Origin of the sequence: uncultured Paraglaciecola sp., assembly GCF_937123705.1 — a bacterium.
Classification (GTDB): Bacteria; Pseudomonadota; Gammaproteobacteria; order Enterobacterales; family Alteromonadaceae; genus Paraglaciecola.
The window spans coordinates 78146-97366 of sequence record NZ_CAKZKO010000098.1 but is presented as its reverse complement, the minus strand read 5'-3'; the positions used below and the strand labels follow the sequence as shown (position 1 = coordinate 97366).

The window sequence follows — 19221 nt, the reverse complement described above, 5'->3', positions numbered from 1 at the left end:
CTATGCAAGACTTACTGTTCCTTGTGCCACTATTGCCTCTTGTCTCGTCGCTGATATTGTTGCTGCTGGCGGGTCGCCTTTCGCCTATGTTAGTGGCGCTGCTGGGTGTGGGCTCTATGGGTTGTGCAGCCATATTAACCCTGCTTATTGGTATCGAATTTTTTGAGATGGGTGCCACCGCCTTTCAACAAGTGTTATTTAATTGGCTGCCTATTGCTGATGCGCCGCTGCACTTTGGGTTACAGCTGGATCAGTTATCGCTGGTGATGACAGGGGTAATTACCGGTGTCGGCTGGATGATCCACTGGTATGCCGCCGCTTATATGTTCGACGACAAAGATATGCAGCGCTTTTTTGTGTATATGAACCTCTTTGTGTTTGCCATGTTGATGCTAGTACTAGGCGATAGTTTAGTGTTGTTGTATTTAGGCTGGGAAGGCGTAGGTTTATGCAGTTTCTTGCTTATCGGTTTTTGGCAACACAAAGCTGAAAACGTGGTGGCCGCAAAAAAAGCCTTTATTGTGACCCGTGTTGGCGATACCGCCATGATGATTGGCTTACTAATTTTATTCAATGAGTTTGGCAGTTTGCATATTAATACCATTGTAACGTCCACTCAGGAAATTTCACAATCCACACTATGGCTGGCCTGTATGTTATTGGTAGGCGGCGCGGTCGGTAAATCGGCGCAGCTTCCTTTGCAAACATGGTTGCCCGACGCCATGGCAGGTCCTACTCCGGTGAGTGCATTAATTCATGCCGCCACTATGGTAACGGCTGGTGTGTATCTAATAGCCAGAATGCATCCGCTGTTTTTACAGGTAGAAGGGGTACTTAACATAGTCGCATGGATTGGCGCATTAACCTTAGTATTGGCAGGTATTGCTGCCCTCGCCCAAACAGATATCAAACGTATTTTAGCTTATTCCACTATGAGTCAAATTGGCTATATGTTTTTAGGCTTAGGTGCACTGGCTTTTGATGCCGCTATTTTTCATCTGATGACCCATGCATTTTTTAAGGCACTACTATTTTTGACCGCCGGCAGTATTATTTTAAAAATGCACCACCAACAAGATATCTTCAAGTTGGGTGGTTTGTATAAAAGCTTACCCTTAACCTCAACCTTCTTATTAATCGGATTGTTAGCTCTGGTGGCTTTTCCTGGTAGCTCGGGTTTTTTCAGTAAAGAAGCCATACTGGCCGCGACTTACGAAGCTCATACCGCAGGGCCAACATTATGGTGGATAGGCGTGCTTGGGGCATTTTTGACTAGCCTGTATAGTTTTCGTTTACTCTTTATTGTGTGTTTTGGCCCAGCCAATCATGATTTAAAAGAGCCTGATTACTCCCCATCCAGCCAATTTGTGGTGCCTTTATTACCTTTAGTCACGTTAGCGGTGATAGGCGGTTTTGTGAGTTTAGATTTTAGTTTGGTGTTTGGTACCGCTGAACACCCACATTTACCACTTTGGATTGAATGGATGCCTGTGGCCGTGGCTGTGGTTGGCTTTATGCTCGCTTGGGTATTGTATTTCCCTCGCCAACCTAAACAAACAAACGAAGGGACCATCAGTCATTTTTGCCGCGATGGTTTGGGGTTCGACTGGCTCTATGAGCAAATTTTCACTAAGCCCTTACAACTCTTTGCCCGTATCAACAAAAGCGATGTGATTGACCATTTTTATCATTTTGTAGGTTGGTTTAACTTCAGTTTGAATGAAATATTGGTTGTTAGTCAAAACGGTAAAGTACGCTGGTATTTATTTGGCACTCTCGCTGGCTGTGCCCTGATGTTAGGAGGGTTATTATGGTGGCGTTAAGTTTTCTGATTTGGCTTCCATTGATACTGGGCGTTTGCGCTTGGGGCAGTGAGAAAAAAATCAAAGGTTCTGGCAACTGGATTACCCTCTTTAGTTTGTTTGCCCTGCTGATTTTTAGTATTTACCTAGGCAGCCAAGGCACAAGTACTCTTAGCTGGGAATGGTTTGCCCGCTTTAATATTCATTTTGCCTTGTTATACGACGGGCTGGCTTTATTACTGGTGACGCTGACCCTTGCTTTGGCCATATTAGCGGTGTTGGTTTCTTGGAAAGATATTGAGCAACACCGCGGTTTCTTTCACTTCAATCTAATGTTCAGTGTGGCAGGTATCATTGGGGTATTTTTAGCCGCCGATTTGTTTTTGTTTTTCTTGTTTTGGGAGGTGATGTTATTGCCCATGACCGCGCTTATTCTAATTTGGGGTCATGAGAATCGCCGTTATGCGGCATTGAAGTTTTTTATCTTTACCCAAGTCAGCAGTTTGTTGATGCTGATTGCTATCATTGCCTTAGCTTTATTCCATCAAAGTCAAACTGGCGAATTGAGTTTTAATCTGGCTGAATTGCAGCAATTAACCATACCCGACAACATGCAGTTTTGGTTGATGTTAGGCTTTTTTATTGCCTTTGCGGTTAAGTTACCTATGGTGCCATTTCATAGCTGGTTACCCGATGCGCACACCCAAGCACCCACAGCGGGCAGTGTGTTACTGGCAGGCATACTCCTAAAAACCGGCGCTTACGGCTTAATTCGCATAGTGTTACCGCTTTTTCCCAGTGCCACTATGGAGTTTGCGCCCATTGCGGTCAGTTTGGGCGTGGTGAGTATTATTTACGGCGCGCTCATGGCCTACAGTCAAACTGACTTTAAACGCTTAGTAGCCTATTCAAGTATCAGTCATATGGGTTTTGTACTCTTAGCACTCTTTAGTTGGCATGAAGTGGCTCTGCAAGGTGCGATTTTAACTATTGTCGCTCATGGTATCAGTAGCGCGGCTTTGTTTAGCATGGCTGGTTTGATCCAACATCGTATTCATAGTCGAGAGCTTGGCAAGATGGGTGGCATGTGGGCCAGCGCCCCCAAGATGGCCACAGTGACCTTGATATTTGTGATGGCTGGCATTGGCATGCCGGGCATGGCGAACTTTAATGGTGAGCTACTCACCTTGCTTGGCAGTTATCAGCAGTTTCCGCTGCAAACCATAGTGGCAGCTTTGGGGATAGTGCTGTCAGCTGTGTATGGCTTACACCTATTTCAACGGGCTTTTCAAGGGCCGGCCAATATTGAGATTATTGACTTACATATGCGAGAACTGGTGTTCACTAGCCTGTTAGTGGTTGCCTTAATATATTTCGGATTACAGCCGCATATAGTCTTGGACTTGAGTAGTGAAACCATAAACAGCTTAATGCTAAGCGCTGCAGAGGTACGCCCATGAGTATGCAAGAATTATGGTTATTGTTGCCGGTTTTAATAGTTAGTGCAGGTATTTTGGCGCTGATGATCCAAGCGAGTATCAAGCGCAGTCATTTTTTTGCTCAGGGTTTGAGTCTAATAACGCTTTTATTAGCACTCGCAGCACTGGTTTGCCAATATCCAACAGACATCAAAACCATCACAATTTTGTTCGAATACGAACCTATAGGTGGCTTCTTTAGCTTATTACTCTTGATGGTAGCTATTTCTGTGGCTTTGCTGCAAGGGCCATACATGGGAGCAAATAGCAAAGAAGTGGCAGAAGAGTTTTATCTACTGCTGTTGCTGTCTTGCTTAGGCGCGATGCTGTTAGTGATGTCTCGCCATGTGGGCAGTGTGATACTCAGCATTGAATTAATGAGTTTGTCGATGCTCGCCATGCTGGCCTATAACCGCGAACGTAAATTGGCCCTTGAAGGTGCAATGAAGTATCTATTGCTGTCGGGTGCGGCCACAAGTGTATTATTGTTGGGTTTCGCCTTATTGTATGCCAGCAGCGGCCAGCTAATGTTAGTGGATATGCTGCACTCTCCTATGGGTTTAATGGCCAAAAGTGGCTTTGTATTAGTGTTAGCCGGATTGGCCTTTAAATTGTCTCTGGTACCGTTACATTTTTGGACACCAGATGTGTACCAAGGTGCGCCCGTTAATTCCACCTTACTGCTCACTAGTCTGTCCAAAGCGGCTGTTTTTGCGTTGTTTATTAAACTAATATTGCAAGTGCCTGCTGATTTTGAGGCAGATATGGTGCGGATGCTGAGCTGGATGGCGATTGCCAGCATGCTGTTTGGCAATTGGCTGGCGCTGCAACAACAAAATCTAAAACGTTTGATGGCCTACTCGGCTATTGCCCACATGGGTTACGTACTCGTGGCAGGGGTTATTGCCATGGGCATTGACCATAGTTTAGTGCTCGAAGGGGTGAGTTATTATTTGTTGGCCTATTTGGTCGCATCCATTTTAATCTTTGCGGTATTAACTTTGGTTTCCAAACTGGACGACCAACAAGACTTAGATGAATTGCCGCAACTAAAAGGTTTGTTTTGGAAACACCCTTGGCTAGCGACAGTGATGACTATTGCCTTTCTGTCCTTGGCTGGTATGCCAATTACCATAGGGTTTATTGGCAAATTTTATCTGTTAACGCTGGCAGTTAAGCTTTCAGCTTGGTGGTTAGTCACGGCCATGTTAGTGGGCAGTGCGGTGGGGCTGTATTATTACTTACGAGTAATTTTCACCCTTTTTGCTCCTGCAGAGGGAGACATTTATCAGGCTTCAGGCGCTTACCTAACTAAGATATGGATTGGCTGTATTGCTGCAGGTTTACTTGTGCTTGGGATCTTACCGGGTCTGTTGGGCGATCAATTAAGAAGTATTTTGGCTATTGGTTAGGTTTTTAGGCTAGGCAGGAACCAGTAGCTTTTGTCACTATTCTCTATGCCATCCCTGAATGCTGTTATCGAGGATCCAGCGACTTTTGGGGTAAGCACTTTACTCGACAACATAGTACACAAAGTCACTGGGTCTCCGCATTCGCGAGGACGACGGTTAAATAAGCCATTCACTGTTTTCTACGTCATACCCGAGTGCTTTTATCGGGGATCCAGCGACTTTTGGGCTAATCACCTAACTTTGTAACATATTGCAATGGCGAAACCACCGAAAAACACTACGCTTTGTCGGCAAAGCCGATGCTTTTAATCTTTTGCAGTTCCCTCGACTGAATGCTCGCCACCAAATGGCTCATTTTTGTAGGTCAATCGCCATGGACAGGCGATTGAGTAATAGCTCGTCTGGAACGAATTATTACGACCTGCAAAAATGAGCCATTTGGTGGATGAAGAGCATTGGGTCGAACGGCCTTTTTTGCCTACTTTTTTTGGCTGTTGAAAAAAAGTAGGTCGCATATAAGGGATTCTATGTGAAAAACGATAGGGATATCGTGCCCGTTTAGGGCATAAAAAGCATGCGCTAACGCTTACAGGCCTCCTTGCCTGTTTTGACTTGAATCCCTTCAAGCCAAGTACTCTTTTTTATGAAATACATCCATGTATTTCACCCTGCGGGCCGCACTAAAGTGCGTTCTAAATTTGTCCCTAAATTTTGGTCAACAGCAAAAAATAGAGTACCCAGAAAAATGCCGCCGCTCCTAAAGTTTTTAACCGCACAAAAAGACTTTACAGGCGAGAAAGCAGTGGCGGTGCCACCAAAGAAAACAAAGCGTTATCGGCGTAGACGATGCTCTATCTTTTTGCTCGTCCCTCGAATGAAGGCTCGCCGATTATTAGGTGAATTTAGTGGGGCAATTTACATGGATGTAAATTGAGTTTGCCATTGCAGGGAGCAAGTGCAAACGACCCGCTAAATTTGCCTAATAATTGGAAGAAGAGCTTTGTGTCGAGCGGCCTTTTTTGCCTACTTTTTTTGGCTGTTGAAAAAAAGTAGGTCGCATAGAAGGGATTCTATGCGAAAGCTGCCACGGACGGCAGTGCCCGACAGGGCATAAAAAGCTAAAGCTTACGACCCACCACCCAGTCGTAACTCACTAGTTTTCTCAGCCATAAGCGTGGCCTTATCCAAGGGTAAACGGCGCTCTTTCTCAGAAGCAAACATGGGCGCTTGATCATCAAAATGACTTGATGTGGCGTCTAAGGTTGCACTACCAAAATTATGAATGCTATGAGATGACAGTGTGCCATCTGGTGCCCATTCAACAAACATAATGTAGCTGTCTCCAGCGACGGCCTGTTGCTGACTCACGTCTTCGTCAAATACCCCGTATACCGCACGTAATACATCGGGTGCTCCCGACAGTGGCCAACTTTTGTCGCCACGTACCAATCGATTCACGTCTCCCCATTTAGGATCGATCTGACCAAAGTGCGTTTGCAGTAGATCTAAGGTTGTTTGAAAGGTTTCGGTTAAGTCAGGCTCTGGCTGTTGTTGCATATCAGCGATAATAAACGGGCCAGTTGTCATCACCCCTAACGCTGCCATACGACTGTCGGCATCAGTGCTTAAATCCCAATCTTGTAGCAATTTTTGCCCCGCATGCAGGTCACTGTTAGGCTCAAACGTCATAGCCAATAAACGCGTTATAATAAGATCAGCCACAGAGCCTTTGGCATAACGATTATCGTACTTGTAACTATGCAACTCGTCGCGGCTAATTGACTCATCACCGCCAAATAACGCTTCAATACGCAAGGCGCGGTTAGTCATATTGGTTTGAATGCCCATTGAGGGCTCATAATCAGCTGCTTGTGGTTGACCTTGCCCAGTCGACGAGCGGTAAGGCGTATTGTTTGCGTTATACACATAACCCGATGGTGGATTAACCGTTTGCGGCATACGCTCAAACGGGTAATAGCCCTGCCAAATGAGATCTGAGCGATCACCAGGCAATAACCCTGTCCAATCAATATCAGCAAACGCTTCGCCTATGGGACGTTTTGGCATCATGGCATTGTAATAATGAGCAATATTGCCGTCTTTGTCGGCGTATACATGGTTAATACTGGGTGAGGCCGTCATAGATAACGCTGCTTCAAAATCTTGGTGGGTGCGCGCTTTGTTCATGGCTAACATCTGTTCGAGGGTACGCACTTCGTCCATACCTGCCCAGCGCAGCGCAAACGCACCGGTTTCTGTCTTAAATACTGGACCATGCTTAGAACGATAAATCGTCTCATGAAAAGTCCAGCGAATAGGCCCCCAAAACGTCACGTCAATGGCAGCATCTTCTATTTCAAAATCCTGCCATGTGCCATCCAGTAAATATTGATTTTCATTGTCGGGGTTAATAGTTAACTGATACACATCGACTAAATCAGGTTTATTGACTGTACTAGACCAACCCAATGTCGGTCCATGCCCATGTAAAATTAGCGGCGAGCCTGGAAAAGTGCTGCCCGCCATATCCCAACCTTCATCTGTTTTTATCCGCGCTTCGTACCAAGCAACAGGGCCAGTCAAAGGCTGATGAGAATTCACTAACAAACGGGTATAACCATCTTCAGAGCGAGAAGGTGCAATAGAAATACCCTGGCTACCTAAGTCAGGTTGCGGATCATTGGTGACCTGCAAATGAGCAAGTTTGTCTAAACCTGTTCCGTACCTACCTTCAACTACCGCCGCTACCGCTTGATCAAATCCATAAAATAAAGGGGTTTTAAAGGTAAATCCCGCAATGATGTCTTTGCCAGTAACGGGTAATAGTCCAGCAGCAATATTTTCTGGGTTTTGAGAAGCATAGTAATTAACGCCATCAGCATAAGCTTCGGCATGATCGCGGGTTTGCTGAGAAATACGCGTGTCATAACCGGCATTCACCACATCCCACACCCCCATAAACTGCACCAAATAATCGGTAGTGGCAGAATCAGCACCGTGTAACGTCGCCAGTTTTCCTCGGGTGACAAGCAATACATCTTGCATAGTGGCAAAATCATCTTGAGCATGGGCATAAGCTAGACCAAAAGCAGCGTCGACATCACGGGCACCAAAAATATGAGGCACGGCATATTTGTCGCGCACTATTTGTACGTCATATTTATCTACCAAAGCTTGATACTGCGACGCATCCACTGAACTGGGCGCCGTTACCCAAAAACCAATATAAATTACCGCTAAAATTGCTAAAACGGCAACCAGTATTTTTTTACCCATAATATCCCCAAAATTCTTTGCACATAAAACCTTAAGTTATTCGTTCTTAAAATGTCTATGATTGCAGAATGTTAATGTTTAAATAACAAGAGGTTAGAGTAATTGGCAAAGCATGTAAAAGCCAGAATACATTTTCTATTTCTTCGCAATTTTGAGTATTGGATAACTAGACGTATATTCAATATCAATGGTTTGGGCATGCTTGAATTATTGACATTGGCATATAAGCTTTACAAAACGCGGCTAACCTTGGTGCAACCATGAAACTATTTTTTAATATTGAAGTGATGTCAGTATTCTTGCTTTGTTTTTATTCTACTCAAAGTTTTCCAGCAAAAAAAACACATACAGATCATCCGCTTATTGCCGCCTATCAAGGTTCAACAATCCACAGTAAAAAGAGTAAAGAATTTGATGAATATGAACTTTTTAGGGGTTACGACAAACAGCAAAAAAGCTATATAACCGAAACATTGGAAGGCAAAATCACCCAAATTTTGTATGTTAATCCGGCACAACGCAGCACACTTGAAATCTACCGAAACTATCGACAAGCGCTAGATCAGCAAGGGACAGATATTACATTCGAGTGTAATCAAGGTAAAAACCGGCAGTGTATGGATCAATATGTTGGGGCTAGCTTACGTTCAACATTTAATATTCATAGTATCTATAACAAATCGGGCCGTTATTTGATAGCCAATTTAGATAACGCTAAATATAGCGCCGTGTTGGTGATAGGTGTGGGAGATAAATATTCAGATGTTCATGTAATTGAAAAGCGCGCAATGGAAACAGACAAAGTCTCTTTTAATCTTGATTCTATGAACTCAGATTTAGAGAAAAAGGGCTTTGTGGTGCTTCAAGGACTATATTTTGACACCAACAAGACTGCGCTAAAGGCTTCTTCAAAAGATGCGCTTGAAATTATCTCTGCGTTATTAAAACAAAAATCTGAAGTAAGTTTTTTGGTTGTTGGACATACTGATTCCCAAGGTGAACTCGGTTACAACATGGATTTATCCAAAGGTCGCGCTGCAGTGGTTAAGTCAACACTGCAGAAAGACTTTAGGATTAAACCTTCAAGACTTTCTGCCCATGGTGTAGGGCCTCTTTCACCGGTAGCTTCAAATAAAGAAGCCATAGGAATGGCTCAAAATCGCCGTGTGGTACTTGTACAACGCTAAGTTAACCTAATAAATTCTGGATAAGCAATAAAGAAACTCGCGAAAAATTAACAAGCTGTTAACATCAATTGACGGATCAACAAATAATAAGAGAATATTAAATGAACGACACAATAAATAACTCAGGTATCAGCGCACCAAAATGGTTTTTAATTCTGGCCGTAGTCATGGTGATCTGGAACCTTTTAGGCGTAATGGCTTTCGTTATGCAAATGTTAATGACCCCTGAACAAATCGCTGCATTGCCTGACAAAGAACAAATGCTGTACCAAGACATCCCGCTTTGGGTCAACATTGCCTTTGGTTGTGCAGTAATAGGAGGCGCCTTAGGTTGTATTGCCTTGACGCTCAAAAAAGCCATTGCCTTGCCAATATTAGTGATCTCTTTAGCAGGTGTATCGGTGCAGATGTTCCATGCGTTTTTTATGGCAAAAACTTTTGAAATCTATGGGCCAGGCGCTATGGTCATGCCCATTATGGTTATTGTTATCGCCATTTATTTAGTGTGGCTGGCTAATAGCGCTAAGTCTAAAGGTTGGATAGCGTAAGAAGGATACAGCCTACACTTTTGACGTTAAGAGCAGCTATCTGCTGTTCTTAACAAGGTCGTCAGTTTTTAATTGCCAGTTACCTATAATTATTTGCCTTGCCCCTTGACTGCAATGTCTATTTCTCTAAGAATTGAACACCTGTTCACTCAAAAAATGATGCTATGTTAGAACTGGTCAATATGGATGCGTTAGTCGTTGGTATGTTTGTCGTCAAAGTGACTCAACAAACCGGTAAGATTTCTGTAACTTCTGCCGGTAAAATTACCACTCAAAAAGCCATTGATGAACTTGCTAAAAAGGGGATTTTACAGCTTGAAATTGATCTCACCAAAAGTACTCATCTTAAGGAAGAAGAAAAAGAAACCAACAAGCCAGACAATTACGTTAACGCTTCGGGTTTAAGTTATAAGCAACAATTAGCCAATTCACTTAAACTTCATAGTCAAGCTAAATCAATCCAAGCACGCATTATTAAGCAGGTATCCAAAGGTAAAATCACCGATCTTGATGATGTTAATGCTATTACCGAAGAGCTTGTTAAGAGTGCATTTGAATGCAGTGATGCGCTGGGCATTATTACTATGCTTAAAGAAAGTGACCAATATATATTAGAGCACAGTATCAGTTGTGCGGTATTAATGGTGATGTTTGGTCGTTCACTTGAAATTGAAACAAATACTCTAAGGCATTTGGGAGCTGGGGCTTTACTAATGGATATTGGTATGATCAAAATGCCGCTACTATTAACCCAAAAAGCAGATGATTTGAACGAGCAAGAAACCCAGAAAGTACAGACCCATGTTGATATTGCCTTAAAACTGTTAGAGCCTTTTGAAAGTATTGATACCATCAGCCTGACAGTAATCAAGCAGCACCAAGAGAAACTCGATGGTAGTGGATACCCCAAGGGTTTAATTGGTGAGCAAATATCTCAATATGGCAGAATGGCTGCAATAGTGGATACTTATGATTCATTAACTTCTACCAGGCCCTACCGCGAAGCGTACTGCCCTGCTGATGCCCTTAAAAAAATGAAAAATGAAGATTTGGGGTTAGACACGGAGCTAGTGACTAAGTTTATTAGTTGTATTGGCATTTATCCAATAGGTTCGGTCATAAAGCTGGCTAGCGGTAAACTGGCCATGGTGCTGCGCCTCAATCCTCAGCAACCATCAAAACCCGTGGTAATGGTGTTTTTTAACCTTACTACTCAATTAGATGAAGTGACCCAAGTTGATTTATCCAAAGTGAATGACAAAATTGAAAGTAGCGTCTCTTCTGATGAGCATGGGCTAAACTTGTCGAGTTTCTTAAAAAAGACGTTTTAACACAATTTGACCTTAAACCGATATTCTAGAAGTTAGCGTATCGGTTTGAATAATCACTTCTTTACCAGTCTGTTAAGGCAGCCATCGCGAAGGTTTGTCCAGAGTAATTTAGAATAACTCGCTGGGGTTCGATGCGGACAATTTCAATTTCACCATCAATTTTATCACCTTCAACCATTCTTGTACCATTCACCCTCACCCATCTCTCAGATTCCTCAGATGCATACATATGCGCCGAAAAAGCCATGCTAGGCAGTCTTGTCATAACCCAAGCAGGTAGCTGATCAATTCTGGGAACATTGTCATTATTGGGGGGATCATCAACGGGCACCTGTGGTGTAGGTGCTCCCTCAATTTCGGTCACGGCTTTTCTAAATCTCGCTAAAACATCGGCAGAAATTTGCGATTGCGGCTCAGAGGTGGAAGTGGTGGTTGGGGTATTGTCCGGTACCACAGCACCTTGTGTCGTTTCTGGTGGAATAGTAGCTGACTGTTGCGTTGTAGAGGCGGTGACATCAGGTTGTTTATTCGTTGAGGTAGCTTCTGATATGACTTCCTTGATTGGAGTATTAAGCTGTTCAGACTCAGTAACGGGCGATTCAATATTTACTACCGTTTTAGCAGGCTCAGGACTAAATATTAAAGCTACCGATTGGTAATTGGCTAAGGTCCAACCAAACCCTAGCCCGCCTAGCGTAATAAAGGCCGCTACGCCATAACGCTTAGCATAAAACTGCCAAGCCGAAGGAATACTTTGCACTGAGGGTAAAAACAAACTGCGATGAAACTGCTCTGAGCCGCCATCATCAGTACGAGCCTGGGTAGCGTTATTGCTTTCAAGCATTCTGCGGGTGGCAGACTTTTTAATCGTTGGCGCTTCAACTTCAACGGTCTGGTCGGGATCGATGGCCACTTGTTGCACGCCCATTTCAATCAAGCCTTGCACCATATCTTGGCTAGTCACTAAACCTGATTTTTTAATTTTAATCGGCCCATTTTGCTTAGTGACTTTCACAATCACCATGCCTGATTGTAAGTTTTGAATATCGATATTTTTAAGCATTGAACTGACCTACTAAATAGCCAATAACTGTCGCCACTGAAAACAAGCCCAACAAGGTATAAGTCCAGCGCTTTCCTTGTCGTTGTTTCACCACATCCTCACCCAAAATTTGCTCGGCGGCCGCAACAAAAATATGTTGAGGAACCACAGGAATTTGTTTCGTAAAAGTTAAGGTTAATGCTCTATCACACAATAAATTAATCACCCTAGGGATCCCGCCGGTAATATCAAACGCGGCGCGAATGGTGGCATTTGAAAACACACTAATGTCGCCGTTAGCCACCCCTAATCTATGGCCCATATATGCTCCCACTTCGGCAGAGCTTAATGGCAGTAAGTGATAACGAGCGGTAATGCGCTGGGCTAATTGCCTTAATTCATTGCGTTTAAGCAATTGTTGTAATTCTGGCTGACCAATTAACACCACTTTAAGGAGTTTCTCGCGATTGGTTTCTAGGTTAGTGAGTAATCTAAGTTGTTCCAAAACTTCAGGTAACAGGTGTTGCGCTTCATCCACGATCAACACAGTATTGATGCCGTGCTCATGGTTATTGGCTAACTTGGTAAGAATTTGGTCGGTAAAATATTTAAGACTGGCATGTTTACGTTTGTATTCGATGCCCAGCTCGTTGCATATAGTGCCCAGCAATTCTAGCGCCGACAAAGTAGGGTTTAAAATCATCGCCACTTGAGTGTTTTCTGGTAACTGCTGCATTAACTTGCGAGAGACTGTGGTTTTTCCGGTGCCCACTTCACCCGTTAGCATCACAAAGCCTCCACTTTCACGCAAACCAAAAGTTAGATGCGCTAAGGCCTCTTTGTGCCGCGGGCTCATATACAAATAGTCGGGATTAGGGGCGATGGAAAACGGATTATCTGATAATCCAAAATAGTTGAGGTACATAAGTTAAGCAGACAAGTCCGTGAAAAAGCAAGCGTATAAATATTGCGCCTAAACTACCCAGTTAGTTAGGTATTGTCAAAGAGACTATGGCTATTTTAATCCTGATTTTGCTTCTATGTGACTTCTGCAATGCCAAGGTCTAAGGCATAATACCCCTAATGAAATATTTTAGGTTCTTATGCAAACGTATTTAGTAGGTGGTGCGGTGCGCGACAAGTTGCTTGGCCGCTCCATAAAAGACCGCGACTGGGTGGTAGTTGGTAGCACGTCCGAACACATGTTAGCGTTAGGCTATCAAGCTGTGGGCGCTGATTTTCCGGTATTTTTACATCCTAAAACCAAAGAAGAATATGCCCTCGCCCGCATCGAACGAAAAGTAGGCGCGGGTTACACCGGCTTTAGTTGTGACGCTTCAAGTAAAGTAACCTTAGAAGAAGATTTATTACGCCGAGATTTAACCATTAATGCAATGGCAATGGATGACCAAGGCAATATCATCGACCCTTATAATGGCCAGCAAGATTTAAACAATAAATTGCTACGCCATGTGTCAGACGCTTTTGTAGAAGATCCACTACGAGTATTGCGCGTGGCTAGATTTGCGGCACGTTATCACAGCTTAGGGTTTTGCATAGCACCAGAAACCATGGCGCTTATGCAATCAATAGTCGATTCTGGTGAACTCTCCGCCCTCAGCGCCGAACGGGTGTGGCAAGAAACCGCTCGCAGTCTGTTGGAGCTTCATCCAGACGTCTATTTTGAAAACCTTAAAACCTGTGGGGCCTTAGCTGTGTGGTTCCCTGAATTACACACACTATGGGGTATTCCTAATCCACCCAAGTGGCACCCCGAAATTGACTCTGGCATTCATACTATGATGGTGTTGCAGCAAGCCGTAAAACTGTCGGATAAACTCAGTGTACGATTTGCAGCCCTGGTACATGATTTAGGTAAAGGCCTAACCCCAGCCGACCAATGGCCATCACATCAGGGCCATGAAAAACTCGGTTTAAAGGCAATCAACACCTTATGTGACCGCTTAAAAGCCCCTAATGACTGCCGGGAACTTGGATTAATGGTGGGCGAGTTTCATAGCCATTTACACCGCGCTTTTGAATTAAAAGCCAGCACTGTACTCACTATGTTGAATCGCTGTGATGTTTGGCGCAAACCACAAAGGTTTGCCGATTTTTTATTGGCCTGTAAAGCCGATGCCAGAGGCAGGACCGGCTTTGAAAATAGCGACTACCCCAACGCTGAATATATTTGGCAGGCTTATGAGGCAGCAGTCAGCGTAGATATTAAAGCCATAGTGGCCCAAGGATACCAAGGCAAAGCCATTAAAGAGCAAACCGAACAACAGCGTATTAGCGCTATTCAGACTTTCAAAAATACTTATAACAATTTATAAAAATTACAAAAGGACAATCTGCATTATGCTCAGTTCAACCCAACTCGCCACTATGTTATCGCTGCAAGACGGCATGAATAAAAAGGTTAACCCAGTTTGGCTTAGCGCAGGTTATGCTTATTTACGGGCCGCTATGATTGAATCGGTCGAAGGCATAGAGCACCACGGCTGGAAATGGTGGAAAGCCCAGCGCAAAGATTTGCCGCAACTACAAATGGAACTTGTGGATATTTGGCATTTTGCGTTGTCGGATATCATTATCGGATTTAACGGTGATATTCAACAATCGGCCACTACCATAGCCGAGCAACTGGCTTCAAATCGTACTCAAGTCACTTTCGATGGCAAGGAGTATGTATTCACTGAACAAGATATTCTCGATAATCTCGAATTAATGGCCGGCTTATGTGCTGCTAAACGTTTTGATGTGCCATTATTTTTAAAGATTGTTGAACAAGCAGAAATGGATTCCGACGAGTTATATCGCCAATACGTGGGCAAAAACGTACTGAACTTCTTTCGACAAGACCACGGTTATAAAGAAGGCACTTATCAAAAGCTCTGGAATGGCCGAGAAGACAACGAACATTTGGTCGAGGTGTTAAACAGTTTAGATATTGAGTTAACCGATTATAGTGACAAAGTTTACGCTGGCTTAAAACAGCGATATCTAAGCTAAGTGCAGTACAAAATGGCAAATCAAAATGCGAATCGACTTAACACGCTATTTTTGCCGGTTATGGTTTGTTTTGTATGGGTTTCTTATTCGTTTGCTGCACTGGCGCAAACGAATACCCAATTACAACAGCAGCTACTAAAGATGGCTGAACAAAACCGCCAAATCCAGCAAGACATAAGTCATTATGCTCCCACAGATATTCCACCAGCACTTCAGTCATTAACGTCAAATATAGAAAACCTACATTCGCAAACGCTAAAGGAAATCATTGCTTTACATGGCTGGCCATCAAAATCACAAGTAGGCGAAAAAGGCGTATTAGCGGCGTTTAGCTTAGCGCAACACTCTAACGATCTAGCATTTCAACAAAATTTGCTGCCTTTGATTATTCAATCATACATAAACAAAGATGGGATTGAGGGAAAAGACGTGGCCGAATTTACCGATAAGGTGTCTATTAAATTAGGGAAAAAACAGGTATTTGGCACCCAAGCTAAGGTGGTTAACGACAAGGTTATCTTTGCCCCCATTAAAAACCGCGACAGTGTAGACCAATTAAGAAACCAAATGGGAATGCCGCCTTTGGCTGAATTTGAGAGAAGTCTAGAACGTTTAAATAATTTGAGTCAATGATAAATTGAACAGTTTTTTACGAGTGACTATTCCCTGTAATTCTTAACTGTCACTTATTGGAAATGGAACACGCAATTGGTGAAATCAAGTGAAACGACAAATCCACTGTATGTCACTCTCATTGGTTTAACCTAATGCCGATGCTACACCCATTCTGAAATGAATGTTAAAACAAGAGATTTTCCACGGTATTTCCTTAAACATTGACGGTAATTAAGCACAGTCTTAGTCCGCACCCATATATATGCAAGATCTTAGGTAATTGCCGTATTTTGACAATGTTAAAAATAGTCAGACAAAAATCTTAGGATTTGCAATAGGTTACGCCCAATGCTAAAAATGGGCTTATAAATCAAACACAATGACCTGTGTTTAAACACGGGCTTTTGCGTCTTATTAATATTGTTTTGACAAAAAGGCAGAATTTACATGATCGATAAAGTGCTACATGATTTCCTAATTATTTGGGCTACTATTGATCCGATCGGAACTATGGCGCTTTTCGTTGGCTTGACTTCGAAGCTTTCTGCAAAGGATAGAAGAAAGACTGCTTTTAAGACAATTATCTATTCAGCGTTAATTTTAATTGGAGCTATCGTTATAGGCCAGCTATTGCTCGGCGCTATGGGTATTAGCCTTCTTTCTTTTCAAGTTTCCGGCGGTATTATTCTCTTTCTATTCGGGTTGCAGATGGTTTTTTCACAAAACTCATCAGAAGAAGCAGCTGAACCCCGCCACGATATATCCGTATTTCCATTGGCAATCCCATCCACGGCTTCTCCGGGAGCCATTTTAGCTGTAATTTTGATTACTGATAATCAGGTATACACAATAGAAGAGCAAGTTATCACTACGATCACAATGTTATCCGTTTTATTGGTTACATTGATTTTTCTGCTTTTATCAAACACCATTATTAAAGTTATAGGCGTAGGCGGAGCATCCCTGCTAACACGGCTAATGGGGATGATTCTTGCGGCCTTATCCGTTGAATTTATCATGGAAGCTCTTGGGTTAGAGCAGTGGGTTGGTAGTGTATTATAACAAAGCCAAGCGCAATCGCACATGTAAAAAACGCATGGGCTGGACTTCGCTCTCGCTAGGCCTGTGTTGGCGGCGTTATAGGACCTGTCGAGGTTTAGGAGTCAAATGAACAATGACAGTTTAAATATTTTTCTTCGGTTAGTGCAAGAAAATATTTATTCTAAAAAAGTCCAAGCTGATCAATGTAATTCGGCGGCAGAGGATTTAGCACGAGCACTATCTATTAAAGATCAGCCTAACTGGTTAAAAGAAATTATCCGTTGAACTAAATGGTACTCTGGAAGTTATAAAAACACAGACGCTACATTTACTGCATTTCAAAAAATCATACCATTAATTGCTCAATTAAATAGCCATCAGTGGGCTTTTACTGAAAATTCAGGTGATGAAGATTTCGATTTTGATCAATTATATGAAAGACACAAAAAAGACGGAAAACTTGAAGAGTTATTTGACTCATTAATCAATATAATTGCTCAAATGGTAGCCTCAGGCGAAATCGACAGTATCCGCGCTAAAATAGATTTAGAAAGACTGGTAACTTTACTTCAGCAAAATAAAGATGGTTCCTATTTTTCTGTTATGGTTAGTGGGGAGTTTTTGAGAGGTTTTTTAAAGAACACCACATGGGCAACAATTGATTCAATTCCTGTTCTAAAGCAACTAAAGAAAGGGTTTGAAGATACTGTAGATGAAATGGATATTGAGCTTGAAAAAGTTCATGAATCGATTAAAGGTGAAATGAAAAGTAAATATAATACTGCTGTTCACTCTCTTACCTATAAAAGTCAAGCTAAACTTGAAAATAAGTCAGTAGAAAAGGTCTTATAAGCCAATTAAGCGGGACTAAAAACAATTTGCTCGGTTCCGCTTCGCTTCACATTTTAGCAAACTATTTTTAGCCCCATATTGGGGCGTTGCTTAATTATTTGCCTAGTTTGAATAGTTTCAATAGAATCAACTTATGCCTACGGTTTTAAGAATTGGTCCCTTCGTTTCTTCTTTTATAGTAACGAAAATGGTGAACCTGCACACATCCACATACAGCGAGAGAATATGTTCGCTAAATTTTAGTTAAAGCCAGTAACTTTAGCTAGTTCAACACGGTTTTCTCGAATAGAATTACGTAAGCTTCAGCAACTAGTTGCTGAAAATAAAGAAGTATTTTTGGAGGCTTGGAATGAGCACTATAGCAGTTGAGTTGCACCCGCAAGCTCATACTATTAAATGCACTGACTCTGATTTAATTGTTGAATTACTTAATGGTCGTACAATCTCGGCGCCATTAGTGTGGTTTCCTCTATTATCGCAAGCAACCCCTGAGCAGCTCGCCAATTGGGAATTACTCGGTGATGATGACGGCATTCACTGGCCAGAAATCGATGAAGATTTGAGTGTCGCTGGTTTGTTGTCGGGCACCCATTAAATCAGCAGCTAGCAAAACAATTAACCACATTCGTTTCACTCATTGGGAAAGCCTCGCTGTCGCTCTGCTTTTCCCTTTATTGCAATGCGTTAAATGCCCATAAACTTAGAGGAATACTTATCATGACAATTGAGAAGAAAACTTATCGAAGTGGCCCATTCAAGGATTTCATTGCTCAAGGTACTCGAGTTGGAAATATTCTATATATGGCAGGACAAGTTGGGATAGATAGTAACGGAACGGTTCCTCTAGACATTGCCGAACAAACAGCTATCGCCTATGCAAATATGAAGGATGTTTTATCACAGTTCGGGGCAGATATGAGCAATATCGTTGATGAAACATTTTTTGTTACTAATATGGACGAATTAATGGGAAACGTTGAAACCGTTTATGGAGAAAGGGAATCTGCATATGGAGGTATGCCCGAAGTTAGCCAGACAGTTGTCCAGGTGGCTGGACTTGTTCAGCCTGAACTCAAAATTGAAATTAAGTGCATTGCTCATCTTTAGAACGGGCATCTAACAAAACAATTCAGGCGAACAGTGGCACATTGGCGCTTAATGCGGGTGTTATACGAAATTAAAAATCAACACCAAGAGGAAATTGAAATGGAAAATATACAGGTAATCACAACTTTTGCGGGCTGGTGTACGGTAGTAAATCTGGGTATATATTTATTTACGGCTTTGGCGTTAATGGGGTTTAGGGGGCCTATTAAAACCATACACTCAAAAATTTCTGCGGTTCCAAGTGAGAAACTAGATGAGCTGTATTTTAACTATTTAGGTAATTTTAAAATGGCCATTATTATTCTAAATATTGCTCCTTATGCAGCGCTTAAACTGATGTAATGATCTTGTTGCGTATAACAAGCAAAGGCAGTATCGCTCTTCGGGTTGGACGAGCAAACGCGCGCCGCTGCTTTGGGTGTTATACTGCAAACTTAGCGTTAGCGATAAATTATATTTAGGTCTAATACCCATTTATCGATTTTTAGAGTCTATCAGATCGGATGAAAATCTAG

Annotated in this window: 20 protein-coding genes; 17 read left to right on the top strand and 3 right to left on the bottom strand. The window is 42.5% G+C overall.

Features of this window, described 5'->3' with window-relative positions:
* Positions 1-2: 2 nt before the first annotated feature.
* From nuoL to Q0688_RS13370, 4 genes are all read left to right on the top strand, one after another.
* Entirely contained in the window at positions 3-1823 is a 1821-nt protein-coding gene (gene nuoL, locus Q0688_RS13385; protein WP_299077467.1) for an NADH-quinone oxidoreductase subunit L, read from the top strand.
* Complete coding sequence (locus Q0688_RS13380; protein WP_299077464.1) at positions 1811-3262, top strand: NuoM family protein; 1452 nt, start codon at positions 1811-1813, stop codon at positions 3260-3262. Before nuoL ends, Q0688_RS13380 begins: the two co-directional genes overlap by 13 nt.
* Entirely contained in the window at positions 3259-4692 is a 1434-nt protein-coding gene (locus Q0688_RS13375; protein ID WP_299077461.1) for an NADH-quinone oxidoreductase subunit N, read from the top strand. Before Q0688_RS13380 ends, Q0688_RS13375 begins: the two co-directional genes overlap by 4 nt.
* 643 nt (positions 4693-5335) lie before the next feature.
* The gene (locus Q0688_RS13370; RefSeq protein ID WP_299077458.1) at positions 5336-5626 is read left to right on the top strand and encodes a hypothetical protein; all 291 of its coding nucleotides are present in this window, start codon (positions 5336-5338) and stop codon (positions 5624-5626) included.
* 191 nt (positions 5627-5817) lie between these two features.
* Here the strand turns inward: Q0688_RS13370 and Q0688_RS13365 are convergent, their stop codons facing one another.
* Complete coding sequence (locus tag Q0688_RS13365; RefSeq protein WP_299077455.1) at positions 5818-7968, bottom strand: penicillin acylase family protein; 2151 nt, start codon at positions 7966-7968, stop codon at positions 5818-5820.
* A 260-nt stretch (positions 7969-8228) separates the two neighbouring features.
* Between Q0688_RS13365 and Q0688_RS13360 the strand changes: the two genes are divergently transcribed.
* The 3 genes from Q0688_RS13360 to Q0688_RS13350 all read left to right on the top strand — a co-directional run bounded on the left by Q0688_RS13360 (position 8229) and on the right by Q0688_RS13350 (position 11034).
* Positions 8229-9155 (top strand): OmpA family protein, encoded by a 927-nt coding sequence (locus Q0688_RS13360; protein WP_299077452.1) that lies wholly within the window; start codon positions 8229-8231, stop codon positions 9153-9155.
* A 101-nt stretch (positions 9156-9256) separates the two neighbouring features.
* A complete protein-coding gene (locus Q0688_RS13355; protein WP_299077450.1) occupies positions 9257-9703 on the top strand; it encodes a hypothetical protein in 447 nt (148 codons plus the stop codon).
* A gap of 164 nt (positions 9704-9867) precedes the next feature.
* Positions 9868-11034, top strand: coding sequence for an HD-GYP domain-containing protein (locus Q0688_RS13350; protein WP_299077447.1), 1167 nt, complete (start codon positions 9868-9870; stop codon positions 11032-11034).
* Between the two features lie 61 nt (positions 11035-11095).
* Here Q0688_RS13350 and Q0688_RS13345 read toward each other — a convergent pair whose 3' ends face one another.
* Together Q0688_RS13345 and Q0688_RS13340 are read right to left on the bottom strand one after the other, a co-directional pair.
* On the bottom strand, positions 11096-12097 hold the full coding sequence (locus Q0688_RS13345; RefSeq protein WP_299077444.1) for a general secretion pathway protein GspB: 1002 nt from the start codon (positions 12095-12097) through the stop codon (positions 11096-11098).
* Positions 12090-13001: an AAA family ATPase gene (locus Q0688_RS13340; protein ID WP_299077442.1), complete on the bottom strand. Its 912-nt coding sequence runs from the start codon at positions 12999-13001 to the stop codon at positions 12090-12092. The genes Q0688_RS13345 and Q0688_RS13340 overlap by 8 nt, the downstream gene beginning before the upstream one ends.
* Before the next feature lie 178 nt (positions 13002-13179).
* Here Q0688_RS13340 and Q0688_RS13335 point away from each other — a divergent pair, with 178 nt between their 5' ends.
* The 10 genes from Q0688_RS13335 to Q0688_RS13290 all read left to right on the top strand — a co-directional run bounded on the left by Q0688_RS13335 (position 13180) and on the right by Q0688_RS13290 (position 19048).
* Complete coding sequence (locus Q0688_RS13335; RefSeq protein ID WP_299077439.1) at positions 13180-14412, top strand: multifunctional CCA addition/repair protein; 1233 nt, start codon at positions 13180-13182, stop codon at positions 14410-14412.
* A 25-nt stretch (positions 14413-14437) separates the two neighbouring features.
* Positions 14438-15091 (top strand): dUTP diphosphatase, encoded by a 654-nt coding sequence (locus tag Q0688_RS13330; RefSeq protein ID WP_299077437.1) that lies wholly within the window; start codon positions 14438-14440, stop codon positions 15089-15091.
* 12 nt (positions 15092-15103) lie between these two features.
* Positions 15104-15724 carry a DUF6624 domain-containing protein gene (locus Q0688_RS13325; RefSeq protein ID WP_299077435.1) on the top strand — a complete coding sequence of 207 codons (621 nt, stop codon included), beginning with the start codon at positions 15104-15106 and terminating at the stop codon, positions 15722-15724.
* Between the two features lie 429 nt (positions 15725-16153).
* Positions 16154-16768, top strand: coding sequence for a MarC family protein (locus Q0688_RS13320; RefSeq protein WP_299077433.1), 615 nt, complete (start codon positions 16154-16156; stop codon positions 16766-16768).
* 105 nt (positions 16769-16873) lie between these two features.
* Positions 16874-17032, top strand: coding sequence for a hypothetical protein (locus Q0688_RS13315; RefSeq protein WP_299077430.1), 159 nt, complete (start codon positions 16874-16876; stop codon positions 17030-17032).
* A 216-nt stretch (positions 17033-17248) separates the two neighbouring features.
* Positions 17249-17599: a hypothetical protein gene (locus tag Q0688_RS13310; RefSeq protein ID WP_299077428.1), complete on the top strand. Its 351-nt coding sequence runs from the start codon at positions 17249-17251 to the stop codon at positions 17597-17599.
* Between the two features lie 111 nt (positions 17600-17710).
* Positions 17711-17842 carry a DUF4160 domain-containing protein gene (locus Q0688_RS13305; protein WP_367179797.1) on the top strand — a complete coding sequence of 44 codons (132 nt, stop codon included), beginning with the start codon at positions 17711-17713 and terminating at the stop codon, positions 17840-17842.
* Positions 17843-17948: 106 nt separating this feature from the next.
* On the top strand, positions 17949-18194 hold the full coding sequence (locus Q0688_RS13300) for a DUF2442 domain-containing protein (protein ID WP_299077426.1): 246 nt from the start codon (positions 17949-17951) through the stop codon (positions 18192-18194).
* Between the two features lie 122 nt (positions 18195-18316).
* Entirely contained in the window at positions 18317-18706 is a 390-nt protein-coding gene (locus Q0688_RS13295; protein WP_299077424.1) for a RidA family protein, read from the top strand.
* A gap of 99 nt (positions 18707-18805) precedes the next feature.
* Positions 18806-19048, top strand: coding sequence for a DUF6868 family protein (locus Q0688_RS13290; protein WP_299077422.1), 243 nt, complete (start codon positions 18806-18808; stop codon positions 19046-19048).
* Positions 19049-19221 lie beyond the last annotated feature (173 nt).